Source organism: Micromonospora sp. NPDC003776 (assembly GCF_053605645.1).
Genome location: NZ_JBSGJR010000023.1, coordinates 1 through 22076 on the forward strand (window position 1 = coordinate 1; position 22076 = coordinate 22076).

Here is a 22076-nt window from a genome sequence, read left to right on the forward strand (position 1 = left end):
CTCGCGGACCGCCTCGCCGAGCATCACGAAGCTCAGCACGGCGGCGACGAGGAACGCGGAGGGGAAGAACATGGTCGAGGCCGGGGGGCCGAGAGGCGCGGAGGCCGAGAGGCGCGGGGGCCGAGAGGCGCGGGGGCCCGGGCGGCCCGATCCGTTCACGTCATCAAGTTTGTAGGAGCCCGGACGGGTGACCTTCCGCAGCGGAGCAGGCCGCCGGGAGGTGAGCAGCGCCACGCTGGCGCGGGTCGGTCCGGCTGCCTACGGTCGACGGCGGAGCAGTTAACAAACCTTCATGGAGGACGGGTGCGCGGCCTGCGGCGCTGGTGGGACGATTCGGCCGGCGGGCTCCCCGCCACCTTCTGGTACCTCTGGTCCGGCCTGCTGATCAACCGGGCCGGCGCCTTCGCGATGCTGTTCCTCTCGCTCTACCTGACCGCCGCGCGCGGGGCGTCGGCCGCCCTCGCCGGGGTGGTGGTCGGGGCGTACGGGGCCGGCGGGGCGGTCGGCACGCTGCTCGGCGGGGTGCTCGCGGACCGGTGGGGCCGGCGCTCCACCCTGCTCGCCGCGCACGTCGGCGCGGCCGGGCTGATGGTGGCGCTGGGGTTCAGCCGGCACCTGCTGGTGATCGCCGTGCTCGCCGCGCTGGTCGGGGTGGTGCACTCGATGCCCAGCCCCGCCTTCGTGGCCGCGATCGTCGACGTGGTGCCCGAGGACCGCCGCGCCCGCGCGTTCAACCTTCAGTTCTGGGCGTTCAACCTGGGCATGGCGGTGGCGTCGCTGCTGGCGGGCCTGCTCGCCGAGGCGAGCTTCCTCGCGCTCTTCCTGGTGGACGCCGGCACGACCATCGCGGCGGCGGCGGTGATCGCGCTGAAGGTCCCCGAGACGCTCGACCGGCGGATCCGCGTCCCCGCCCCGGTGGGCCGCCGGCCGGGGCTGCACACCGCACTGACCGACCGGGTCTTCCTCGTCTTCGTCGGGCTGACCTTCCTGCTGGCCGTGCTCACCATGCAGACCTCGACGATCATGCCGCTGGCGATGCGCGACGACGGCCTGCGCCCCTCCGCGTACGGCGTGGTGGTGGCGCTCGGCGGTGCGCTGATCGTGGCCGGGCAGCTCTTCGTGCCCCGGCTGATCGCGCCGTACCGGAAGGCGACCGTGCTGTCGGTCTCCACCGGGCTGATGGCCCTCGGCTTCGGCGCGCTGGCCGTTGCCGACGAGCTGCCGTTCTACCTGGGCGCGGCGGTGGTGTGGACCGTCGGGCAGATGCTCGCCGCGCCACCGAACGCGCAGATCAACGCGGATCTCGCCCCGCCGGAGCTGCGCGCTCGTTACCAGTCGGTGTTTTATCTGACCTTCCCGGCCGCGTCCTTCGTCGCCCCGGCCCTCGGCGGTCTCAGCCTCGACCATCTGGGCGAGCGGCACTGGCTGGTGGTGGCCGCCCTGGGACTGGTCGCGGCGGGCGGGCACCTGCTGGCCGGTCCGTCCCGGGAGCGCCGGGTCGCCGCGCTCCGGTCGGCGGTGGCCGGCCGGGAGAAGGCGCTGGCCGGAGAGCGCTGAACGGCATCGAGCGCCCACCCTGACCCCCGTCAGGATGGGCGCTCGCGCCGTACACCCGGCGGCGGCGGGCGACACTCACCCCCGTAAGCGTCGCCCGCACGCGCCGCCGGTTCCACGGGTGGCACCGTCCCCCAACGGTGTGCTCCACCCGATCCCTCGCGCCTCGCTTGCGCGGATCTGATCGATCCGCCGCTCCCCCGAACGATTACAAGCGTGGCGCGGTGCAATAAAGTTAGTTCGCCCGGATCTCGGGATTCAACTCAGATCGCTGTTCCGCCCGTCACAGCGCCCGTGTCGGAAATCCGGCTGTGCCTGCTCCGGACTCTGTGATGGCCAACATCGGATCCCCGCCAGCGATTCCCGTAAACCTCACCCGTCCTCCCGATTCGGGTTCTCCGTACGGAAGAAGTTGCTCTGCCGGCCGTCCCGCATCTGCTCCTGGTAGATCAGGTTCAGGCCGCGCTGGTCGAAGGTCCGGAACCAGTCGTCCCAGCTGACCTCCCGGATCCGGCTGCTCTCCCGGTAGCCGGGGATGTTGAACGTGAGCACCCCGGGGCGCCCTTCCCGCTCGGTCCCGGCGATGGTGGCGGGTTTGGCGTTGCGGGCCCGCGCCCACCGCTGGATCACCTCGTGGTTCGCCGTCACCAGGCTCCGGCCCGGACGCTCCGGGCGGTCGCTCGGCGAGGTGATCTGCTGGGACGAGCTCACCGACCGGGACGACGACCGGCCGCTGCGCACCGGGGTCGCCGTGGCCGCCGTACCCGCAGAGGGGACGGGCCGGGATGGGGTGGCCCGGCGGGCGGGCGCCGCCTTGCGGGCCCCCGTCGCCTTGGCCCGCGCGCCGGTGGCCCGCGCGGTGGTGGCCTTCGCGGCGGGCGCCTTCTTCGCGGCTGGCGCCCTCTTCGCGGCGGGCGCCCTCTTCGCGGCAGGCGCCCTCTTCGCCGGCGCCTTCTTCGCCGGGGCGGCCTTCTTCGCCCGTGCGCCCGCAGCCTTGGCAGCGGGTGCCGCCTTGGCCGTCGCCTTCCTCGCGGGAGCCTTCTTGGCGGCCGCCTTCTTCGTGGCCGCCGCGCGTCCGGCCGGCCCGGTGGGCTTACGTGCGGCGCCGCCCCGACCCTCCGACCGCAGCGTCCGGGCGAGGGTCTTCACCAGCTCGGGCTTGCGCATGGCGGAGAGGCCGGAGACGCCCCGTCGGCGCAACTGGCCGCGGAGGTCGTCCACCTTCATCCGGGAGATCTCGGATTCGGAGATGTTCGGCGTGTTCGCCGTCTGGTTGCCCGGTTGACGCTTGGTCCTGGCCGCGGTCGTGCCGCGACCTGAGCTGCTTCGCTGAGCCATGGGACACGCTCCTCGACAGTCCGTCCTCGGCCCGCGGTGGGTCCCGTATCCGCCGCACCGCGCGGTGCGGCATACCCGTCAGGAGGGCTCCGAACCTCCGACCCCGGAGGTCGCACCGGCCGAGGGCTCGAAGAGGTGCGCGAAGGCGGCCAGGTTGGCGGTCGACTCGCCCCGCTTGACCCGCCACTCCCACTCCCGGCGGATCGCGGTGCCGAAGCCGATCTCCAGCATGCTGTCGAAGGACTCGTCCGCGTAGGTCAGCACGGCGCCGAGCAGCCGGTCCAACTCGTCCTCGTCCAGCCCGGCCAGGTTGACCCGACCGGTCAGGTAGACGTCGCCGACCGCGTCGATGGAGAAGGACACCCCGTACATGCGGGCGTTGCGCTGGAGCAGCCAGGCCCAGAGCTCCTCGCGGCGCTCGTCGGGCTGGCGCATCACGAACGCCTCGACCCGCAGCGCGTGCTCACCGACGATCAGGTTGCAGATCGTCTTGAGCTTGTGGGTGCCCGGCAGGGTGACCGCGTACGCCGTCTCGCCGGTGGCCTCGCACTCCAGCTCGCGCTCGGCGCAGACGGACTCGATCAGCGTGGCGACCTCACTCCTGCGGCTCATCGCACCCACTCTACGGTCGCTTCCGGGCCCGCGCCGCGCGGCAACTCGGGCCCGCGCGGCGGCAGGCGACCCCGGTCACCAGGAGCAGGACAGGGCCGGATCACCGGCGAGCCGGCCGGCCAGCCGGGCCCGCTGTTCGGCGATCGCCTCGCCGTAGACGGCGAGCAGGCCGGAGACCGTACGGTGCCAGGAGAAGTCGCGGGCGTGTCGCTCCGCGCCCCGCCCCAGCGTCACCCGGCGCACCCGGTCGGGCAGCAGGCGGGCCAGCGTACGGGCCCAGTCGACCGGGTCGTGGCCGTCGATGAGCACCCCGCTGACCCCGTCCCGGACGGCCGTCACCAGCCCGCCCACGGCCGCCGCCAGCACCGGCGTACCGCAGGCCTGGGCCTCCAGGGCGACCAGCCCGAACGACTCGTTGTGCGAGGGCACCGCGACCAGATCGGCGGCGCGGTAGAGGGCGGGGAGGTCGTCGCCGGTCTGCGGCGGCAGGAAGCGCACCCGGTCGGCGACGCCGAGGGAGTGGGCCAGCTCGATCAGGGCGGTGGGCCGGTCCAGGCCGCTGCCGCTGGGGCCGCCGCAGATCACCACGGTCAGCTCGGCGGCGAGCGCAGGATCCCGCTCGCGCAGCGCGGCGGCCGCCCGGACCAGCACGTCGGGGGCCTTGAGCGGCTGGATGCGGCCGACGAAGGCCACCACGTACCCGGTGCTGGGCAGCCCGAGGCGGCGGCGGGCGGCGAGCCTGGCGAGGTCCCGGTCGCCGTCGGCCGGGCGGAACCGGTCCAGGTCCACGCCGGGCTCCACCACCGCCACCCGCGCCGGGTCGGCGTCGTACCGGTCGAGCAGATCACGGGCCTCGACCCGGGTGTTCGCGACCAGCCGGTCGGCCTCGGCGACCACCTGCTCCTCGCCGATCACGCGGGCCTTCGGCTCGGGCCGGTCGCCGGCGGCGAGCTGGGCGTTCTTGACCTTCGCCAGGGTGTGCGCGGTGTGCACCAGCGGCACCCCCCAGCGCTCCTTGGCCAGCCAGCCGACCTGGCCGGAGAGCCAGTAGTGCGAGTGGATCAGGTCGTAGTGGCCCGGCGGGCGGGCCGCCTCGGCGCGCAGCACGCCGGCGGTGAAGGCGCAGAGCTGCCCGGGCAGCTCCTCCTTGGTCAGCCCCTCCAGAGGGCCGGAGGTGACGTGCCGGACGTGCACGCCCGGGGCCATCTCGACCACCGGCGGCAGGTCGCCCGAGGTGGCGCGGGTGAAAATCTCCACCTCGACCTCGGCCTCGGCGAGCCGCCGGGCGACCTCCAGGATGTAGACGTTCATGCCGCCGGCGTCGCCCGTGCCGGGCTGGTGCAGCGGCGAGGTGTGTACGGAGAGGGTCGCGATCCGCCGGGGCCGCGGCCACGGCAGGGCACCTCGCTGACGACCGACACCGGTGTGCTGTTCCGCCACGTCCGCTCCCTCTGTCACGGTTGCTGCCGTCCCGCACGACCGGCGCTTTCCGGTCAACCTCCGCGCCGGATGTCATCTTCCCCATCGGGCTTCGGAAATTCGCCTCGGCCGGTCCCCGGCGTGACGGACCTCATCACCGCACCCGTGCGAGGTCCGGGGGAGAATGACCTGATGACCTCTGTCGCGATCGTCACCGGGGCGTCCAGCGGGATCGGCGCGGCCACCGCCCGCCGGCTGGCCACCGAGGGTTTCCACGTGCTCGCCGCCGCCCGGCGTACCGACCGGCTGGCCAATCTGGTCGCCGAGATCGAGGCGGCCGGCGGCGCGGCCACCGCGGTGGACTGCGACGTCACCTCCGACGAGTCGGTCGCCGGCCTGGCCGCCGCGGCCGCCGCCGCGCCCGGCCCGGTCACCCTGCTGGTCAACAACGCGGGCGGGGCGCGCGGCCTGGACCCGGTGGAGTCCGGCTCGGTGGGCGACTGGCAGTGGATGTACGAGGTGAACGTCCTCGGCACGGTCCGCGTCACCCAGGCGCTGCTGCCCGCGCTGGAGGCGTCCGGCGCCGGCACCATCGTGATCATCAGCTCCACCGCCGGCCAGGTCGTCTACGAGGGCGGCGGTGGCTACACCGCGGCCAAGCACGCGCAGACGGCGGTCGCCGGCACGCTCCGGCTGGAGCTGTGCGGCCGGCCGGTGCGGGTGATCGAGATCGACCCGGGGATGGTGCGGACCGAGGAGTTCGGCCTGGTCCGGTTCGGCGGCGACGCGGACAAGGCCGCCGCGGTCTACGCCGGGGTGGCCGAGCCGCTGGTCGCCGACGACATCGCCGACTGTGTGGCCTGGTGCGCCACCCGGCCGCACCACGTCAACGTCGACCAGCTGGTGGTCCGCCCGCTGGCCCAGGCCGCTCAGCACAAGGTGCACCGGACAGCCTGATGCGGCACCGGCCGCTCGGGGTGGTGACCCGGGGGACGACCAACCCGAACCGGCTCCGGCGGGTGGACAACTGGATCGTCGAGACCTGCGGCGACGCGCTGCGGGCCGCCGCCGACCCGCTGGTGGTCGACCTGGGCTACGGCGCCACCCCGATCACCGCCGTCGAGCTCCGGGCCCGGCTGGCCGCCGGGGTCCGCGCCGACGTCCGGGTGGTCGGGCTGGAGATCGATCCGGTACGCGTGGCCGCCGCCCAGCCCGCCGCCGACCCACCCGGGCTGACCTTCGCGCGGGGCGGCTTCGAGCTGGCCGGCCTCCGGCCCGCGCTGGTCCGCGCGTTCAACGTGCTGCGCCAGTACGACGAGGGCGAGGTGGCCGACGCCTGGCGTACGGTCACCGGGCGGCTGGCCCCAGGCGGGTTGCTGGTCGAGGGGACCTGCGACGAGCTGGGCCGGTTGGGTAGCTGGGTGCTGCTGGACGCGCACGGCCCGCGCAGCCTGACCCTGTCGGCGAAGCTGACCACCCTGGAGACCCCGGCGACGCTCGCCGAGCGGCTGCCGAAGGCGCTGATCCACCGCAACGTGCCGGGTGAGCGGATCCACGACCTGATCAGCGCCCTGGACGACGCCTGGCAGGCCGCCGCCGGCTACGCCCCCTTCGGCCCCCGTCAGCGCTGGCTGGAGACGGTCAGGGCCGTCCACGCGTCGGGCTGGCCGATGCTGGACGGCCCGAGACGCTGGCGCCACGGCGAACTCACCCTCCCCTGGCCCGCCATCGCCCCCACCCCGCACTGACCGCTCTCCCCCCGCGCGGCGATCTTGCACTTGCGGCCCCCACCGCGCCCGTGATGCGCGGTTTGCGAGGGCCGGAAGTGCAAGATCGACGAGGCGGGCGGGGGTCAGATGGTGCAGTTGATGAGGACGGGTTCGGGGTGAAGGGTGACGCCGAAGCGGTCGTGGACGCCGTCGCGGATCTCGCGGGCCAGGGCGACGAGGGCGGCAGTGGGGGCGGTGCCGCTGCGGTTGGTGAGGGCCAGGGTGTGCTTGGTCGAGATGGCGACCCCGTCCGGGCCCGCGAACCCCTTGGCGAAGCCGGCCTTGTCGATCAGCCAGGCGGCGCTCACCTTCACCACGTCGCCGGCGCCCGGCCAGGACGGCGGCTCGCCGAGGTCGCCGGCGCGCTGGCGGAGCAGTTCGTACGCCTCCCGCTCCAGCACCGGGTTGGTGAAGAACGAGCCGACCGACCGGGTGTCCGGGTCGTCCGCGTCGAGCACCATGCCCTTGCCGGCGCGCAGCCGCAGCACGGTGGCCCGGGCGTCGGCCAACGGCACCCGGTCACCCACCTCGACGCCGAGCGCGCGGGCCAGCTCGGCGTAGCGGACCGGGCCGGAGACCGGGGAGCGGGTCAGCCGGAAGTCGACCGTGAGCACCACCCAGCGGTCGCTGTACTTGAAGATGCTGCCCCGGTATGCGAACCCGCAGTCGGCCGCGTCGATCCGGACCACCGCCCCGTCGGTCCGGTCGTACGCCTCAACGGCGGTGATCGTCTCGGCGACCTCCTGGCCGTACGCCCCGACGTTCTGGATCGGGGTGGCGCCGGCCGAGCCGGGGATGCCGGAGAGGCACTCCAACCCCGACCAGCCGCGCGCCACGGTGGCGGCAACGAGGTCGTCCCAGGGCTCGCCGGCCTCGACCCGGACGGTGACCGTGTCCGCATCCTCGGCGACCACCCGGAACCCGCGGGACCGGATCAGCACGACCGTGCCCGGGAAGCCCTGGTCGCCGATCACCACGTTGCTGCCCCCGGCGAGGACGAGGACCGACTCGTCCCGCGACTCCGCATCCTGCACCTTCTGTACGATTTCGTCGGCGCTGGTGGCGGTCTCCAACCGGCCGGCGGCGCCACCGAGCCGGAGCGTGGTGTAACGCGCCAGGGTGGCCGGGTCGGTCGGGTCGGCTCCGGTCGCCGGTTCGGCGTAGACGTCTGACACGCCTTTCACCCTAGGCTGAGGGGTAGCCGCGGCACCCACTGGTGGCCGGGTCACCCCCGGGAGGATTGCGATGAGCAGACTGCACGGCACGAAGGACTTCTGGATCGGCGCGCTGCGGACGGAGGGCCCCGCCTTCGCCGCCGCCGTCGCGGAGGCGCCCCCGGAGACACCGGTGCTCTCCTGTCCCGGCTGGACGGTCGCCGACCTCGCTCATCACCTCACCCGCGTCTACGTCTGGGCCCGCACCGTGGTGACGGCGGGGACGGCCACCCGACCGGAGCGGCGCGACCCGGAGCCGCCGGCCGGGCTGACCGCCGCGGAGTGGTACCGGCGGGAATCCGACCAGCTGATGGCGCTCTTCGAGGGGCTGGACGTGGAGGCCCCGGCGTGGAATTTCGCGCCGCAGCCGAAGAAGGCCGGGTTCTGGCCGCGCCGGGTGGCGCACGAGACGGCGGTCCACCGCTGGGACGCCCAGCTCGCCATCGGTGCGGGGGAACCGATCGAGGCCAAGCTCGCGGCCGACGGGGTGAGCGAGGTGCTGGACACCTGGCTGCCGGCCGGCCGGCGGATCGAATCCGGCCAGTGGCACGGGGTGGTGCAGTTGACCGCGACCGACGCGGCCCAGGACTGGTTCCTGCGCCTGCGCGGCGAGGGCATGGCCCTGCTGGACACGGCGACGATCCTGGACCACGACGAGCACCACGCCCGGGCCCAGGTCACCGGGACCGCGAGCGACCTGCTGCTGGCCCTGATGGGCCGCATCGGCTTCGACGCCCTGGGGGTGGCCGGCGACCGCCGGCTGCTCGGTGGGCTGCGGGTGGGCTGACCCCGCCCGGCACCCTCGACGCGACGCGGAGAGCGGCCTTCCCTCGACGGGGAAAGGCCGCTCTCCGCGTTTTCGTAACGGTCTGAGAGCGCTCTCTTGACAGGAGCCGGGGCAGCCACCACCCTTTCGTGAGAGCGCTCTCCGAGTACCGGAACCACCCTCCACCACCCGTTACGACCTAGAGGGGTCAGATAAGAGATGGGTACCTTCACACGCCGCCGGCTGGCGGCGGTGGCCCTGGTCGCCACCACCGCGCTGCTCGGCGCCACCGGCTGCGGTGGCGGCGACGACAAGGCCGCCGCCGACGGTCCGGTCACGCTCACCGTCGACGTCTTCGGCCAGTTCGGCTACGAGGACCTCTACAAGGAGTACATGGCGAGCCACCCCAACGTGCGGATCGTCGAACGGGGCACCGGCAGCAACCTCGACGAGTACTCGCCGAAGCTCACCCAGTGGCTGGCCGCCGGCAAGGGCGCGGGTGACGTCGTCGCCATCGAGGAGGGCCTGCTCGTCGAGTACAAGGCCAACCCGCAGAACTTCGTCAACCTGCTCGACCACGGCGCGGCCGACCTCAAGGGCAACTTCCTCGACTGGAAGTGGAACCAGGGCCTGACCGCCGACGGCAAGCAGCTGATCGGCCTCGGCACCGACGTCGGCGGCATGGCCATGTGCTACCGCAAGGACCTGTTCGCCAAGGCCGGCCTGCCCACCGACCGCGAGGCGGTGTCCAAGCTCTGGCCCACCTGGCAGGACTACATCAAGGTCGGCGAGCAGTTCAAGGCGAAGAACACCGGCGCCGCGTTCCTCGACGCCGCCACCAACACCTTCAACACCATCCTGCTCCAGACCGCCGGCAACACCACCGGCTACAGCTACTACGACACCAGCAACAACCTGGTCGTGGACAGCAACCCGGCGGTCAAGCAGGCGTACGACACCACCATGGACATCATCGACTCGGGGCTCTCCGGCAAGTACGGCTCCTGGTCGGAGGAGTGGGTGTCGGCGTTCAAGCAGTCGAAGTTCGCCACCATCGCCTGCCCGGCCTGGATGACCGGCGTCATCGAGGGCAACGCCGGCCCGGGCGCGAAGGGCAAGTGGGACATCGCCCAGGTCCCCGGCAACGGCGGCAACTGGGGCGGCTCGTTCCTCGCCGTGCCGAAGCAGAGCAAGCACCAGGCCGAGGCGATCGAGCTGGCGAAGTTCCTGACCAGCGCCAAGGGCCAGATCGGCGCCTTCAAGGCCAAGGGCCCGCTGCCCTCCTCGCCGCAGGCCCTCGACGACCCGGCGATCGTCGACTCGAAGAACGCCTACTTCTCGGACGCCCCGGTCGGCAAGATCTTCGCCACCGGCGCCAAGAGCCTGAAGCCGGTCTACATGGGCCCGAAGAACCAGGCCGTACGCACCGAGGTGGAGAACGCGGTCCGCACCGTGGAGCTGGGCAAGCGCACCCCGGAGCAGGGCTGGGCCGACGCGGTCGAGAACGCCAAGAAGGCCGCTGCCAAGTAACCCGAGCCAGTGCGTGCGGGCGGGGCCCCGACGACGGGGCACCGCCCGCACGGCGGAAAGGAGTCACGGGCCATGGCAGTCCAGCTCGACGCCCGCCCGCCGGTCAGGCCGGCGCACCGCATCGCCCGCCCCACCCGGGGCAACCGGCTCAGCCGGTTCGACACGAAGTACTCGCCCTACCTCTACATCGCCCCGTTCTTCCTGCTCTTCGGGGTGTTCGGGATCTACCCGCTGGCGTACACGTTCTGGGTCTCGCTGCACGACTGGGATCTGCTCGGCGTCGACCACCCGTACGTCGGGTTCGACAACTACAGCCAGCTCCTGGCCGACCCGGACTTCTGGCACTCGGTGGTCAACACGCTCGGCATCTTCGTCATCTCCACCATCCCGCAGCTGCTGGCCGCCCTCTGGCTGGCCAACCTGCTCAACCGCCAGCTGCGGGCCCGGACCACCTGGCGGATGGCGGTGCTGATCCCGAACGTCACCTCCACCGCCGCGGTGGCGATCGTCTTCGCCGTCCTCTTCGGCCGCGAGTTCGGCATGATCAACTGGCTGCTCGACCACGTCGGCATCGACGCGATCGACTGGAAGGCCAACCGGATCGCCTCCTGGGTGGCCATCTCCACCATGGTCGACTGGCGGTGGACCGGCTACAACGCCCTGATCTTCCTGGCCGCCATGCAGGCCATCCCGCGCGACCTCTACGAGTCCGCCTCGATCGACGGTGCGAGCCGATCGCGGCAGTTCTGGTCGATCACGGTGCCGCTGCTGAAGCCGATCATCATCTTCGCGGTCATCATCTCCACCATCGGCGGCCTTCAGCTCTTCACCGAGCCCCGGCTCTTCAACTCCGGCACCAACGCGATCCGCGGCGGCCCGCTGCGCGAGTCGCAGACGGTGACCATGTACATGTTCGAGAACGCCTTCGCGCCGCACTACAACTTCGGCTACGGCTCGGCGATCGCCTGGCTGCTGTTCGCGCTGATCGCGGTGGTCGCGGCCGTCAACGTCCTGCTCCTCCGCCGGCTCGGCGGCGGCGCCCGCAAGGAGGGCACCCGATGACCCGCCTCTGGTCGGCCGGCCGGCTCACCTACCTGGCGCTGGCCCTCACGGCCGTCCTGTCGATCTTCCCGATCTACTGGATGTTCGTGGTGGCCAGTCGGACCAGCGACGCCATGGGCCAGGTCCCGCCCCCGGTCACCCCGGGCGGCAACCTCGGCGCCAACATCGCCCGGCTCTTCGAGAACACCGACGCGTACTTCCTCACCGGTCTGATCAACTCGGCGATCGTGGCCGGCACGGTCACCGTCTCCGTGGTGTTCTTCTCCACGCTGGCCGGGTTCGCCTTCGCCAAGCTGCGCTTCCGCGGGCGCAACGCGCTGCTGCTGATCATCGTGGCCACCATGATGGTGCCCACCCAGCTCGGCGTCATCCCGCTGTACCTGCTGATGACCAGGTTGAACTGGAACGACCGGCTGCCCGCGGTGATCGTGCCGGCGCTGGTCACCGGCTTCGGCGTGTTCATGATGCGCCAGTACGCCGGCCAGGCGGTCAGCACCGAGCTGATCGAGGCGGCCCGGGTGGACGGCTGCAACACCGCCCGGATCTACTGGAACGTGGTGCTGCCGGCGCTGCGCCCGGCCGCCGCGGTACTGGGCCTGCTCACCTTCATGACCACCTGGAACGACTTCCTCTGGCCGTACGCGGTGCTGAACGACCCGGAGAACCCGACCGTGCAGCTGTCGCTGCGGGCCCTCTCCGACGGCTACTACCAGGACATGTCGCAGGTGTTCACCGGAACGGCCATCGCCACCCTTCCCCTGCTGCTGGTGTTCATCGTGTTCGGCCGCCAGATCATCGGCGGCATCATGGAAGGTGCGGTCAAGGCGTGAGCGCGACGAGCGAGCTGCGATTCCCCGAGAACTTCGTCTGGGGCGCGGCCACCGCCGCCTACCAGATCGAGGGCGCCGTCCGGGAGGACGGCCGCGGACCGTCCATCTGGGACACCTTCAGCCGTACGCCGGGCAAGGTGTTCCAGGGACACACCGGCGACGTCGCCTGCGACCACTACCACCGGTACGCCGACGACGTGGCGATGATGGCGGAGCTCGGCCTGAAGGCGTACCGCTTCTCGGTCGCCTGGCCCCGGATCCGGCCGGACGGCACCGGCCCGGTCAACCCCCGCGGCCTGGACTTCTACGACCGGCTGGTCGACGCCCTGCTGGCCCGGGGCATCGACCCGCTGGTCACGCTCTACCACTGGGACCTGCCGCAGGCGCTGGAGGACCGGGGCGGCTGGACCGCCCGGGAGACCGCCGAGCACTTCGCCGACTACGCGGTCGCCGTCCACCGGCGGCTCGGGGACCGGGTCCGCACCTGGACCACGCTCAACGAGCCGTGGTGCTCGGCGTACCTCGGCTACGGCAACGGCCTGCACGCCCCGGGCGGGCAGGACGCGGGGGCGGCGTTCCGGGCCGTACACCATCTGCTGCTCGGCCACGGCCTGGCCGCCCGGGCGCTGCGCGCGGCCGGCGTGGAGGTCCTGGGGATCACCCTCAACCTGGCCGACGTGCAGCCGGCGGACGCCGACAGCCCGGCGGACGCCGCCGCGGTACGGCTGGTCGACGGGCTGCACAACCGGATCTTCCTCGACCCGTTGACCGGAGCCGGCTACCCGGACGACGTGCTGGCGCACGTGAGCCGGCTGGTCGAGCCGGACTTCATCCGGGACGGGGACGAGAAGGTGATCGCCGCACCGATCGACCTGCTCGGCATCAACTACTACGCGCCCACCTACGTCGCCGGACGGGCGGGCGGCGCGGGCGGCAGCGCGTACCCGGGCAGCGCGGGCAGCGTCGAGTTCCTGCCGCCGGTCGGGCCGCTCACCGACATGGGGTGGATGATCGAGCCGGCCGGCCTCACCCGGCTGCTGGAGCGGGTGGCCGCCGACCACCCGGGGCTGCCGATGATCATTACGGAGAACGGGGCGGCCTTCCCGGACCAGGCCGGCGCCGACGGGACCGGGTGGGTGGCCGACACCGACCGGGTCGCCTACCTCGACGGGCACCTGCGCGCGGTGCACGAGGCCATCTCCCGTGGGGTCGACCTGCGGGGCTATCTCGTATGGTCATTGCTGGACAACTTCGAATGGGCCGAGGGCTACCGGAAGCGGTTCGGGATCGTCCACGTCGACTACCTGACCCAGCGGCGCACACCGAAGGAAAGCGCCCGCTGGTACCAGGAGGTGATCTCCCGGAACGGGCTGTGACGAGGTGGTGGTAACGGGGATGACGACGGCACAACGACCGACCCTGGAGGCGGTGGCCAAGCGGGCAGGCGTGTCCCGGGCCACGGTCTCCCGGGTGGTCAACGGTTCCACCACCGTCGCGGAGCCGATCCAGCAGGCGGTCCGCCGGGCGGTCGAGGAACTCGGGTACGTCCCGAACCTCGCCGCCCGCAGCCTGGTCACCCAGCGCACCGACTCGGTCGCGCTGGTCATGCCCGAGGCGGCCACCCGGGTCTTCTCCGACGACCAGGTCTTCCCGGGGATCATCCGCGGGGCGGCCCAGGAACTGGAGGCGGCGGACAAGCAGCTCGTGCTGATGCTGGCGGGCTCGCCGGCCGGGCACGAACGGGTCGAGCGGTACACCACCGGCCGGCACGTCGACGGGGTGCTCTTCGCCTCGCTGCACGGCGAGGACCCGCTCCCCGGCCGGCTGGCCCGGCTGGGCATCCCGGTGGTGTGCAGCGGCCGGCCGCTGGACGGCGCAGAGGTGCCGTACGTCGACGTCGACCACGTCGGCGGGGTCACCCGGGCGGTCCGGTACCTCCTTGAGAGCGGCCGGCGGCGGATCGCCACCATCGCCGGACCGCAGGACATGGTCGCCGGCATCGAGCGGCTGCAGGGCTACCGGGACACGGTCACCGCGGCGGGGCTGCCGGTGCTGATCGCGTACGGCGACTTCACCCGGGAGTCCGGCACGGCGGCGATGCGGCAGCTGCTGGCCGAGCACCCGGACCTGGACGCCGTCTTCGCCGCCTCGGACCTGATGGCGCACGCCGCGCTGCGTACCCTCCGCGAGGCGGGGCGGCGGGTGCCGCAGGACGTCGCGGTGATCGGCTTCGACGACATCGAGACGGCGGCCTACACCGAACCGCCGCTGACCACCATCCGGCAACCGATAGTGGAGCTGGGCCGGGCGATGACCCGCCAACTGCTCCGGATCGCGGCGGGCGAGGAGGTCGAGCAGGCCCTCATGCTGCCGACCGAGCTGGTCGTCCGCGAGTCCGCCTGAGGTGCGAGGAGGGGCCCGGCCGACGCGTTGCGCGCCGGCCGGGCCCCGGTTTAACCGGTCGCCCGTGGCGTATGACGGCATCTAGGGTCGGCCGGTGACCGATGCCCTGATCCGCCCCGCCCGTCCGGAGGACGCGTCCGCCGTCGTGGCGCTGCGAGCCCTCGTCTTCCCGTATCTGGTGCGCGGGGTCGAGTCCACCGCCCGCATGATCGCCCAGCCGCCGCCCAACGAGGACTGGACGGCCTGGGCGGCGGAGGCGGACGGGCAGGTGGTCGGCTGGGCATCGGCGTACCGCAACACGCAGACCTCGACGCCGGGCGTGGGCGAGATCTCCACCCTGCACGTGCACCCGGCGCACCGGCTCCGGGGCATCGGCACCGCCCTTCTCGACGCCGCGCTCGGCCACCTGCGGACGATCGGGGCGACCCGGGTGCTCACCCACTCCCGCGCCGAGTCCCTGCCGTTCGCCGAGCGGCACGGCTTCACGCCCAGCCGCGAGCTGCGCTACTCGGCGCTCGACCTCCTGCCCGCCCCGCCGATGCCCGAGCCGCCGCCGGGCGTACGGCTGCTGCCGGCCGCCGGGCTCGACCCGCGCCGGATCCACCGGGCGGACGCCGAGTCGTCGTTGGACGAGCCGGGCGACGTCCCGACGGACGTGCTCGGCTACGACCTCTGGCACCACGAGGTCTGGGACAACCCGGGACTGGACCGGGAGGCCAGCACGGTCGCCGAGGTGGACGGCGAGGTGGTCGCCCTCAGCCTGGTCAAGCGGGACGGCGACCGGATGTGGTCGGACTTCACCGGCACCGTGCCGGGACACCGCGGCCGAGGTCTGGCCCGGCTGACCAAGCAGGCCGCGCTGCACCGCGCCGCGGCGGCCGGGGTACGCACCGCGTACACCTCGAACGACGAGGCGAACGCGCCGATGCTGGCCATCAACGCCCGGCTCGGCTACCGGCCGGTGGACAGCCAGTGGTCCTGCCGGCGCCCGCTCAGCTGAACCCGGCGGCGACCCGCGCCGCGAGCGCGTACGTCTCGGCGCCGAAGAGCACCAGCCGGGCCTCGGTGACGTGCTGCGGGGTGGCCCCGTGCAGCACGGTCAGCGCCTGGTGGACGGCGTCCTCGACCGGCCAGCCGTAGACCCCGGCGGAGATCAGCGGGAAGGCGACCGCCATCGCGCCCAGCTCGTCGGCGACCGCCAGGCTGTTGGCGTAGCAGGCGCGCAGCAGCGCCGACCGGTCCTCCCGGGCGGAGAAGACCGGCCCCACCGTGTGGATCACCCAGCGGGCCGGCAGGTTGCCGGCGGTGGTGGCGACGGCCTGACCGGTCGGCAGCCCCTTGCCGTAGCGGGAGGCGCGCAGGGCCCGGCACGCCGCCAGGATCGCCGGGCCGCCCCGGCGGTGGATCGCGCCGTCCACCCCGCCGCCGCCGAGCAGCGAGGAGTTCGCCGCGTTGACGATCGCGTCGATCGGCTGGACGGTGATGTCCCCCTCGACCAGCAGGATCTCCATGTCACCCCTCCTCGACGGGCTGCCCCAGGGACCGGCGGGCCAGCAGGGTGGCCCCGGCGACGGCGGCCGGCATGACCAGCACCGCGCCGAGCGGGATCAGGAAGCAGACGAAGACGGCCACCCCGAAGCCGAGGGTGGTCGGCCGGTCCGCCTTGAGTATCGACCGGCGGTCCGGCAGCCGCATGCCACGCCGGTAGAAGGGCGCGCCGGCCAGCTCCAGGGCGAGGAACCAGCCACCCACCAGCGCTCCGATCACCGGGACGACCGTCTGGCCCACCACCGGGAGGAAGCCGGCCGCGAAGAGGGGTACGCCGACCAGCGCGGAGATCGCCACCAGTCGCAGCGAGTCGGCGACGCTGCGCCGCAGCGAGGCCCAGAAGGGCACCTCGACCGCGCCCGGGGTGCCACCCAGCCGGTCCTCCACCCGCTCGGAGATCTTCTCGTAGAAGGGGTCGCCGATGGCCAGGGTGACCGCGGTGAAGGTGAGCACCCCGAGCAGCCCGGCCAGCCCCACCACGGCCAGCCCGGCGATCACCCGAATCAGTCCCCGCCAGGTGCTCGACCAGTCGTCCGCGAACGGGGTGACCAGCGCGGCCAGCTCGTCCACGAAGTACAGCAGGGTGGCGAAGGCGGCGACGAAGAGCGCCCCGGAGATCAGCGCCGGCACGATCCCCAGCAGCATCAGCCCGGGGCTGCGGACGTAGAGGGCGAGGCCGCGCAGCAGCAGGCCGGCGCCGGCGAGGAAGCGGGTGACGGCGCCGGTCACGGGCGCGGCGAGGCGGGGTGCGTCCACGACCGGAGAGCCTAGCGGGGCGGATCAGCCGTTCAGGTACGCGAGCACGGCCCGTACCCGGCGGTGCGCGTCGTCGGCGGGCGGCAGGTCGAGCTTGGTGAAGATGTTGGTGATGTGCTTCTCCACGCTCACCGGGGCGAGCACCAGCGCCGCACAGATCGCCGAGTTCGACATGCCCTGCGCCATCAGCCCCAGCACCTCGCGTTCGCGCGGGGTCAGCGCGTCCACCCCGGAACGCCGGCTGTTGCGGGTGAAGAGCTGGCGTACCACCTCGGGGTCCATCACGGTCCCGCCGGCCGCCACCCGGTCCACCGCGTCCAGGAAGTCGTCGAGCGCGGTCACCCGGTCCTTCAGCAGGTAACCCACCCCGCCCCGGCCGTCGGCGAGCAGGTCGGCCGCGTACGCCCGCTCGACGTACTGGGACAGGATCAGCACCCGGACGTCCCGGCCGTCCGCCCGCAGCCGGAGCGCGGCGCGCAACCCCTCGTCCCGGAAGCCGGGCGGCAGCCGGACGTCCACCAGGGACAGGTCCGGCCGGTGCCGCTCGACGGCCTCGACCAGGTCGTCGGCGTTGTCCACCGCGGCCACCACCTGGTGGCCGGTGTCGGTGAGCAGCCGCACCAGCCCGTCGCGCAGGAGCAGCAGGTCTTCGGCGATCACGATGCGCATGGCAACTCCGCGTGCAGGACGGTCGGGCCGCCCGGTGGACTGGTCAGGGTCAGCGTCCCGTCCAGGGCCTCGACGCGGCGACGCAGGCCGTCGAGCCCGCCGCCGGTGGGGTCGGCGCCGCCCCGGCCGTCGTCGGTCAGGGTCACCGCCAGCGCGCCGGCGGTACGGGTCAGCAGGATGCTGCACCGGGACGCCTCGGCATGCTTGCCCGCGTTCGCCAGCCCTTCGGCGACGACGAAGTAGGCCGCCGACTCCACCGCCGCCGGGTAGCGTCCGGCCGGGTCGCCGCGCAGCTGGACGGCGAGCGGGCTGTCCGCGGCCAGCGCGGCCAGGGCGGCGTGCAGGCCCCGGTCGGTGAGGATCGGCGGGTGGATGCCGCGGACGAGCCGGCGCAGTTCGGCGAGCGCGTCGTCGAGCTGCCGGCGGGCCAGGTCCACGTCGGACCGGGCGGGTCCCCCGTCGGCACGCAGCTTCCGGGCGGCGAGCGCCAGGGTCATGCCGGCGGCCACGATCCGGGCCTGGGCGCCGTCGTGCAGGTCGCGTTCGATCCGGCGCAGCTCGGCGGCCTGCGCGTCGACCACCCGGGAGCGGGTCTCCGCCAGCCGGGCGGCCTCCCGCACCAGCCGCAGGTGCGCCCCAGGGGCCAGCAGGGCGCGTGCGGCGGTGGTCACCGCGGCGGCCAACCGCCGGACCAGCGCGGCACCGACCGGCAGCAACAGCAGCCCGAGGGCGGTGAGGGCGAACCGGCCCGGGGTGGTGGTGAGCAGCGGTCGCAGCAGCCACGGCGCCCGGGGGTTGGGCACCGCCCAGAGCCAGGCGGGGGCGGCCACCGCGCCCAGCAGGACGGCGGTCACCACCAGGCCGGCCACCCCGCTCACCAGGCCCAGCGGGAAGGACACCGCCAGCCACGCCAGGTCCCGCCAGGTGGCCGGCTGCCGGGCCACCTGGGCGACCCGTTCGCGTACCGTGCCCGGCGCGGCCGGCTCGTACGGCTCGTCCAGCGGCCGGCCGAGGACCCAGCCGACCCGCCGACGCTCCACGGCGGCGAGCCGGCGGGTGACCCAGGCGGCCCCGAGGAACGCCGGGCCGCCGAGCTGGGTCACCGCGAGCAGGCCGACGGCGAGCAGCGCGGCCACGGTCCAGGCGAATCCGGCGGCGCCGGCCAGGATCCCGGCCGCCAGGTACCCGAGGCTCCGGGCGGTCGCCGTCGTCACGCGGCGGATCGTAGCGGGCCGGACCGCCACCGGCGTACCGGCGGCGGTCCGCGAGCGGAAGATCACCGGTCGCCCAGGGCCGGCAGGTCACGCCGCCGTTGCACGAGCCGGACGGGCAGCGCGCCGGCGAGCAGCCCCAGCCCGGCCACCCCACCGAGCAGCGTCAGGTACGTCCCGGGGGCCACCACCAGCCGGAGGACGCCGTCCTGGGCGAGGCTGAACGGGACGACCACGGCGCTGGTGACGGCGACGCCCAGGACCAGCGCGGCCAGCACGGTGATCAGCGCCTCCCGATCCACCAGGCGGTGCACCTGCCGGCCGGTCGCGCCGGCCAGCCGCAGGTCCGTGAACTCCCGGCGGCGGGCGGCGGCCGAGATGGCGAAGGTGTTCACCACCGCGATCGCCGTGAAGCCCAGCGACACCACCACCAGCAGCTCCCACGCGCCCTGCTGGTTGCCGTCGTCGGTGCGGTTCGCCGCCGCGGTCGGCACCACCCGCAGCTCGGGCCAGTGCTGCCGGATCCGTTCGGCGACCGCGCCGTCGGAGTCCCGCAGGGCGACCATGGTGACCAGTCCACGCGGGTCGTGCGCGGCGACCAGGCCGGCCGGCAGGGTCAGCTCGCCGAACCCGCGGTGCCGGGTGTAGCGGGCGGAGAGGCGCAGGGCGACCTGTTCCCCGTCGGCGAGCCAGATCGGCACCTCGTCGCCGAGCCGCCAGCGGTACGCGTCGGCCAGGTCGCCGCTCGCCGCGAACGTTCCGTCCCCGGCCAGGGCACCGGCCTCGACGGCCAGGTCGAGCGCGCCGTCCGAACCGGTGCGGAGCACGCCCTGGGCGGCGTAGTCCTGGGGCTTGCCGTGCTGGGCGAGCACCACCCGGGTGGGGATGGTCGCCACCGCACCGGTGACGCCAGGCAGCGTGGCCACCCGTTCGGCGGTGCCGAGCGGCAGGCCGACCGCCCCGGTGACCAGGGTGTCCGCTCCGGTCAGCCGCTGCGCCTGCTGGTCGCCGGCCAGCCGGGTGAGCAAGTCACCGTTGAGCAGCAGCGGCGCGTTGATCGCGAACATCAGCACCAGAGGCACGGCCACCGCCGCGGTGCGGCGGGCCTCCACCCGGGTGGTGGCGGCGGCCAGCCAGCCCGCCGCACCGGTGCCGGCGCTGAGCCGGCCCGGCACCGCGGAGACCAGCCGGACCAGCAGCGGGCCGAGAGCGGCGACCGCGCAGAGCAGCAGCGCGGAGGAGATGAAGGTCATGCCCATGCCGAACGGGCCACCGAGCGGCACGAAGGTCAGCACGGCGACCGCCCCGGCCGCCGCGACCAGGGCCACGGCACCCCGGGCCGCCATCCCGCCGCGCGGCGCGACGACGGTCTCGGCGAGCGCCTGGGCCGGGGCGACCCGTACCGCACGGCGGCCGGCGAACCGGGCGGCGACCAGGGTGACGAGCGCCCCGGCGCCCCCGGCGAGCAGTAGCACGACCGGGTTGACCCGCACGGTGAACTGGGCGGGCACCACCCCGAGGTGCCGGAACCGGGCCGCCACCAGGTGGGCCACGAGCACGCCGAGCGGCAGTCCCGGCAGCGCGGCGACGGCGGCGAGCACCAGGCTCTCCACGCCGAGCAGCCGCCGCAGCTGGCGCGGGGTCGCCCCGATGGTGCGCAGCAGGGCCAGTTCGCGCAGCCGCTGCCGGACGCCCAACGCCACGGTGCCGGTGAGCACGAAGATCGCAGCGAAGGCGGTGATCCCGATGGTGAAGCCGAAGACGGAGATCGGCCCGAGGTAGTCGGGCAGCGCCCCCGGCAGGTCGGCCCGGACCCGGTCGACCCCGGTCAGTACCGGCGCACCGCCGGCCCGGGCCCGGACCGCCGCGAGCAGGGCCGTCCGGTCGGCGCCCGGCTCGGCGAGGACCGCGACGGCGGTGGGGCCGGCCAGTCCGGACACCGCGGCCACCTCGCCGTCGGCGAGGAAGAGCGCGCCCTGGGCGGGCAGCCCGTCCCGACCGGCGGGGGCGGCGACGCCGGCCAGCCGCAGGGTCCGTACCCCGGTGCGGGTGGTGATCCGGAGCCGGTCGCCGACGGCGAGGTCGCCGCGGGCGGCCAGGTCGGCGTCGACGACCACCTCGCCGGCCGCCGGGGCGCGTCCGGCGCGCAACCGGTACGGGGTGAGCGCGGCCGACGACCAGCCGTGGCCGATCACCGGGGCGGCGTCGGCACCGCGCACCGGCCGCCCGGCGGCGGTGGTCAGCGCGACGGGAAAGGCCACGTCGGGCACGACGCCCGCCACCCCGGGCAGCCCGGCGAGGCGGGTCGTGAGGTCGGCGGGCAGCGTCCCCGCCCCGCTGAGCCGTTCGGTCTTCACCTTGGTCTTGGTCTTGTTCTTGCCCTTCTTGTGCTTCTCCTTCGTGGTGGTGAGGGTGACCTCGCGGGCGCCGGAGACCACCGCCGTGGTGGCGGCGAACCGGTCGGCCGGCGGGGTCGCGGTCAGCACCGAGAAGAGCAGCAGGCCAGCCCCGGCCAGCAGCGCCACGGCGAGCAGCGCGGCGAGGAAGGTGCCGAGGTAGGCGCCCCGGTGGCGGCGCAGGGTACCGATCGCCAGGCGGATCATGCGGTCGTCACCGCCGTCATCCGCGCGGCCACCGTCTCGACGGTCGGGCCGGCCAGCTCGTCGACGACCCGGCCGTCGGCGAGGAAGACGACCCGGTCGGCCCAGGCGGCCGCCGCCGGGTCGTGGGTCACCATCACCACCGCGGTACGCAGTTCGTCCACCGCCTCGCGCAGCAGCGTGAGCACCTCGCGACCGGCGCCGAGGTCGAGTGCCCCGGTCGGCTCGTCGGCGAAGATGACCTCCGGCCGGGCGGCGAGCGCCCGGGCCAGCGCGACCCGTTGCCGCTGCCCGCCGGAGAGCTGCCCGGGGCGGTCCTTCTCCCGCCCGGCGAGACCCACCCGGTGCAGCACCTCCCGGGCCCACGCCCGGTCCGGCCGGGTCCCGGCGAGCCGCTGCGGCAGCAGCACGTTCTGCCACACCGTCAGCGACTCCATCAGGTTGTACGACTGGAACACGAAGCCCACCCGTCGGCGGCGGGCCTCGGTGAGCTTCGGCTCGCGCAGCGTCCCGAGGTCCTGCCCGGCGAGGCGCACCTGGCCGCCGTCCGGCCGGTCCAGCCCGGCGGCGCACTGGAGCAGGGTGGACTTCCCCGACCCGGACGGCCCCATGACCGCGCTGAACGTCCCCGCCCCGAACGCGACCGTGACCCCGGCCAGCGCCGGTGTCCCGCTGCCGCCGGCGTACCTCCGCACCACGTCGACCAGCTCGACGACCGGCCGCCCCGTTCCCTGAATTCGCATGTCCTCAGCCTCGTCACCGGGCGGCCCGGCCGACACACGGTCACCTCGTATC

20 protein-coding genes are annotated in these 22076 nt (G+C 73.9%); 10 read left to right on the plus strand and 10 right to left on the minus strand.

The features are described 5' to 3' along the window. Positions 1 to 303 precede the first annotated feature (303 nt). The gene (locus ACWEVO_RS04115; protein ID WP_452306096.1) at positions 304 to 1557 is read left to right on the plus strand and encodes an MFS transporter; all 1254 of its coding nucleotides are present in this window, start codon (positions 304 to 306) and stop codon (positions 1555 to 1557) included. Between the two features lie 369 nt (positions 1558 to 1926). Here ACWEVO_RS04115 and ACWEVO_RS04120 read toward each other — a convergent pair whose 3' ends face one another. The 3 genes from ACWEVO_RS04120 to mshA form a co-directional block, all read right to left on the minus strand. Further along, the gene (locus ACWEVO_RS04120; RefSeq protein ID WP_452306125.1) at positions 1927 to 2781 is read right to left on the minus strand and encodes a hypothetical protein; all 855 of its coding nucleotides are present in this window, start codon (positions 2779 to 2781) and stop codon (positions 1927 to 1929) included. A gap of 189 nt (positions 2782 to 2970) precedes the next feature. Beyond that, a complete protein-coding gene (locus tag ACWEVO_RS04125) occupies positions 2971 to 3504 on the minus strand; it encodes a YbjN domain-containing protein (RefSeq protein ID WP_452306097.1) in 534 nt (177 codons plus the stop codon). Between the two features lie 75 nt (positions 3505 to 3579). After that, positions 3580 to 4944, minus strand: a complete 1365-nt coding sequence (mshA, locus tag ACWEVO_RS04130) for a D-inositol-3-phosphate glycosyltransferase (RefSeq protein WP_452306098.1) — start codon at positions 4942 to 4944, stop codon at positions 3580 to 3582. Between the two features lie 171 nt (positions 4945 to 5115). On the opposite strand from mshA, the gene ACWEVO_RS04135 reads away from it, so the two are divergent. Together ACWEVO_RS04135 and ACWEVO_RS04140 are read left to right on the plus strand one after the other, a co-directional pair. Beyond that, positions 5116 to 5880, plus strand: a complete 765-nt coding sequence (locus ACWEVO_RS04135) for an SDR family NAD(P)-dependent oxidoreductase (protein WP_452306099.1) — start codon at positions 5116 to 5118, stop codon at positions 5878 to 5880. Further along, entirely contained in the window at positions 5880 to 6671 is a 792-nt protein-coding gene (locus ACWEVO_RS04140; RefSeq protein WP_452306100.1) for a class I SAM-dependent methyltransferase, read from the plus strand. Before ACWEVO_RS04135 ends, ACWEVO_RS04140 begins: the two co-directional genes overlap by 1 nt. A 104-nt stretch (positions 6672 to 6775) precedes the next feature. Here the strand turns inward: ACWEVO_RS04140 and ACWEVO_RS04145 are convergent, their stop codons facing one another. Continuing rightward, positions 6776 to 7867, minus strand: coding sequence for a UDP-N-acetylmuramate dehydrogenase (locus tag ACWEVO_RS04145; protein WP_452306101.1), 1092 nt, complete (start codon positions 7865 to 7867; stop codon positions 6776 to 6778). 70 nt (positions 7868 to 7937) lie between these two features. Between ACWEVO_RS04145 and ACWEVO_RS04150 the strand changes: the two genes are divergently transcribed. The 7 genes from ACWEVO_RS04150 to ACWEVO_RS04180 all read left to right on the plus strand — a co-directional run bounded on the left by ACWEVO_RS04150 (position 7938) and on the right by ACWEVO_RS04180 (position 15497). Beyond that, positions 7938 to 8693: a maleylpyruvate isomerase family mycothiol-dependent enzyme gene (locus ACWEVO_RS04150; RefSeq protein ID WP_452306102.1), complete on the plus strand. Its 756-nt coding sequence runs from the start codon at positions 7938 to 7940 to the stop codon at positions 8691 to 8693. Positions 8694 to 8891: 198 nt separating this feature from the next. Then, complete coding sequence (locus tag ACWEVO_RS04155) at positions 8892 to 10202, plus strand: ABC transporter substrate-binding protein (protein WP_452306103.1); 1311 nt, start codon at positions 8892 to 8894, stop codon at positions 10200 to 10202. Between the two features lie 72 nt (positions 10203 to 10274). Further along, positions 10275 to 11264: a carbohydrate ABC transporter permease gene (locus ACWEVO_RS04160; protein ID WP_452306104.1), complete on the plus strand. Its 990-nt coding sequence runs from the start codon at positions 10275 to 10277 to the stop codon at positions 11262 to 11264. After that, positions 11261 to 12094 carry a carbohydrate ABC transporter permease gene (locus tag ACWEVO_RS04165; protein ID WP_452306105.1) on the plus strand — a complete coding sequence of 278 codons (834 nt, stop codon included), beginning with the start codon at positions 11261 to 11263 and terminating at the stop codon, positions 12092 to 12094. The genes ACWEVO_RS04160 and ACWEVO_RS04165 overlap by 4 nt, the downstream gene beginning before the upstream one ends. Continuing rightward, the gene (locus ACWEVO_RS04170) at positions 12091 to 13470 is read left to right on the plus strand and encodes a GH1 family beta-glucosidase (RefSeq protein WP_452306106.1); all 1380 of its coding nucleotides are present in this window, start codon (positions 12091 to 12093) and stop codon (positions 13468 to 13470) included. The genes ACWEVO_RS04165 and ACWEVO_RS04170 overlap by 4 nt, the downstream gene beginning before the upstream one ends. A gap of 19 nt (positions 13471 to 13489) precedes the next feature. Continuing rightward, positions 13490 to 14497, plus strand: a complete 1008-nt coding sequence (locus tag ACWEVO_RS04175) for a LacI family DNA-binding transcriptional regulator (RefSeq protein ID WP_452306107.1) — start codon at positions 13490 to 13492, stop codon at positions 14495 to 14497. Between the two features lie 94 nt (positions 14498 to 14591). Next, positions 14592 to 15497 carry a GNAT family N-acetyltransferase gene (locus tag ACWEVO_RS04180; RefSeq protein ID WP_452306108.1) on the plus strand — a complete coding sequence of 302 codons (906 nt, stop codon included), beginning with the start codon at positions 14592 to 14594 and terminating at the stop codon, positions 15495 to 15497. On the opposite strand, the gene ACWEVO_RS04185 is transcribed toward ACWEVO_RS04180, so the two are convergent. From ACWEVO_RS04185 to ACWEVO_RS04210, 6 genes are all read right to left on the minus strand, one after another. Continuing rightward, complete coding sequence (locus ACWEVO_RS04185) at positions 15490 to 16008, minus strand: O-acetyl-ADP-ribose deacetylase (RefSeq protein WP_452306109.1); 519 nt, start codon at positions 16006 to 16008, stop codon at positions 15490 to 15492. The two genes, ACWEVO_RS04180 and ACWEVO_RS04185, sit on opposite strands and share 8 nt — an antisense overlap. Before the next feature lies 1 nt (position 16009). Further along, positions 16010 to 16801 (minus strand): EI24 domain-containing protein, encoded by a 792-nt coding sequence (locus tag ACWEVO_RS04190; protein WP_452306110.1) that lies wholly within the window; start codon positions 16799 to 16801, stop codon positions 16010 to 16012. A gap of 24 nt (positions 16802 to 16825) precedes the next feature. Further along, on the minus strand, positions 16826 to 17470 hold the full coding sequence (locus tag ACWEVO_RS04195; protein ID WP_452306111.1) for a response regulator transcription factor: 645 nt from the start codon (positions 17468 to 17470) through the stop codon (positions 16826 to 16828). Further along, on the minus strand, positions 17458 to 18684 hold the full coding sequence (locus tag ACWEVO_RS04200) for a sensor histidine kinase (RefSeq protein WP_452306112.1): 1227 nt from the start codon (positions 18682 to 18684) through the stop codon (positions 17458 to 17460). Before ACWEVO_RS04200 ends, ACWEVO_RS04195 begins: the two co-directional genes overlap by 13 nt. Before the next feature lie 62 nt (positions 18685 to 18746). Beyond that, positions 18747 to 21284: an FtsX-like permease family protein gene (locus ACWEVO_RS04205; RefSeq protein ID WP_452306113.1), complete on the minus strand. Its 2538-nt coding sequence runs from the start codon at positions 21282 to 21284 to the stop codon at positions 18747 to 18749. Next, positions 21281 to 22024, minus strand: a complete 744-nt coding sequence (locus tag ACWEVO_RS04210) for an ABC transporter ATP-binding protein (RefSeq protein WP_452306114.1) — start codon at positions 22022 to 22024, stop codon at positions 21281 to 21283. The genes ACWEVO_RS04205 and ACWEVO_RS04210 overlap by 4 nt, the downstream gene beginning before the upstream one ends. Positions 22025 to 22076 lie beyond the last annotated feature (52 nt).

Coding starts and splice junctions, on each gene's coding strand:
- ACWEVO_RS04120 (WP_452306125.1), bottom strand. CDS start 2,781: ATGAAGGTGGACGACCTCCGCGGCCAGTTGCGCCGACGGGGCGTCTCC.
- ACWEVO_RS04160 (WP_452306104.1), top strand. CDS start 10,275: ATGGCAGTCCAGCTCGACGCCCGCCCGCCGGTCAGGCCGGCGCACCGC.
- ACWEVO_RS04175 (WP_452306107.1), top strand. CDS start 13,490: ATGACGACGGCACAACGACCGACCCTGGAGGCGGTGGCCAAGCGGGCA.
- ACWEVO_RS04185 (WP_452306109.1), bottom strand. CDS start 16,008: ATGGAGATCCTGCTGGTCGAGGGGGACATCACCGTCCAGCCGATCGAC.
- ACWEVO_RS04125 (WP_452306097.1), bottom strand. CDS start 3,504: ATGAGCCGCAGGAGTGAGGTCGCCACGCTGATCGAGTCCGTCTGCGCC.
- ACWEVO_RS04135 (WP_452306099.1), top strand. CDS start 5,116: ATGACCTCTGTCGCGATCGTCACCGGGGCGTCCAGCGGGATCGGCGCG.
- ACWEVO_RS04195 (WP_452306111.1), bottom strand. CDS start 17,470: ATGCGCATCGTGATCGCCGAAGACCTGCTGCTCCTGCGCGACGGGCTG.
- ACWEVO_RS04150 (WP_452306102.1), top strand. CDS start 7,938: ATGAGCAGACTGCACGGCACGAAGGACTTCTGGATCGGCGCGCTGCGG.
- ACWEVO_RS04205 (WP_452306113.1), bottom strand. CDS start 21,284: ATGATCCGCCTGGCGATCGGTACCCTGCGCCGCCACCGGGGCGCCTAC.
- ACWEVO_RS04210 (WP_452306114.1), bottom strand. CDS start 22,024: ATGCGAATTCAGGGAACGGGGCGGCCGGTCGTCGAGCTGGTCGACGTG.
- ACWEVO_RS04140 (WP_452306100.1), top strand. CDS start 5,880: ATGCGGCACCGGCCGCTCGGGGTGGTGACCCGGGGGACGACCAACCCG.
- ACWEVO_RS04155 (WP_452306103.1), top strand. CDS start 8,892: ATGGGTACCTTCACACGCCGCCGGCTGGCGGCGGTGGCCCTGGTCGCC.
- ACWEVO_RS04165 (WP_452306105.1), top strand. CDS start 11,261: ATGACCCGCCTCTGGTCGGCCGGCCGGCTCACCTACCTGGCGCTGGCC.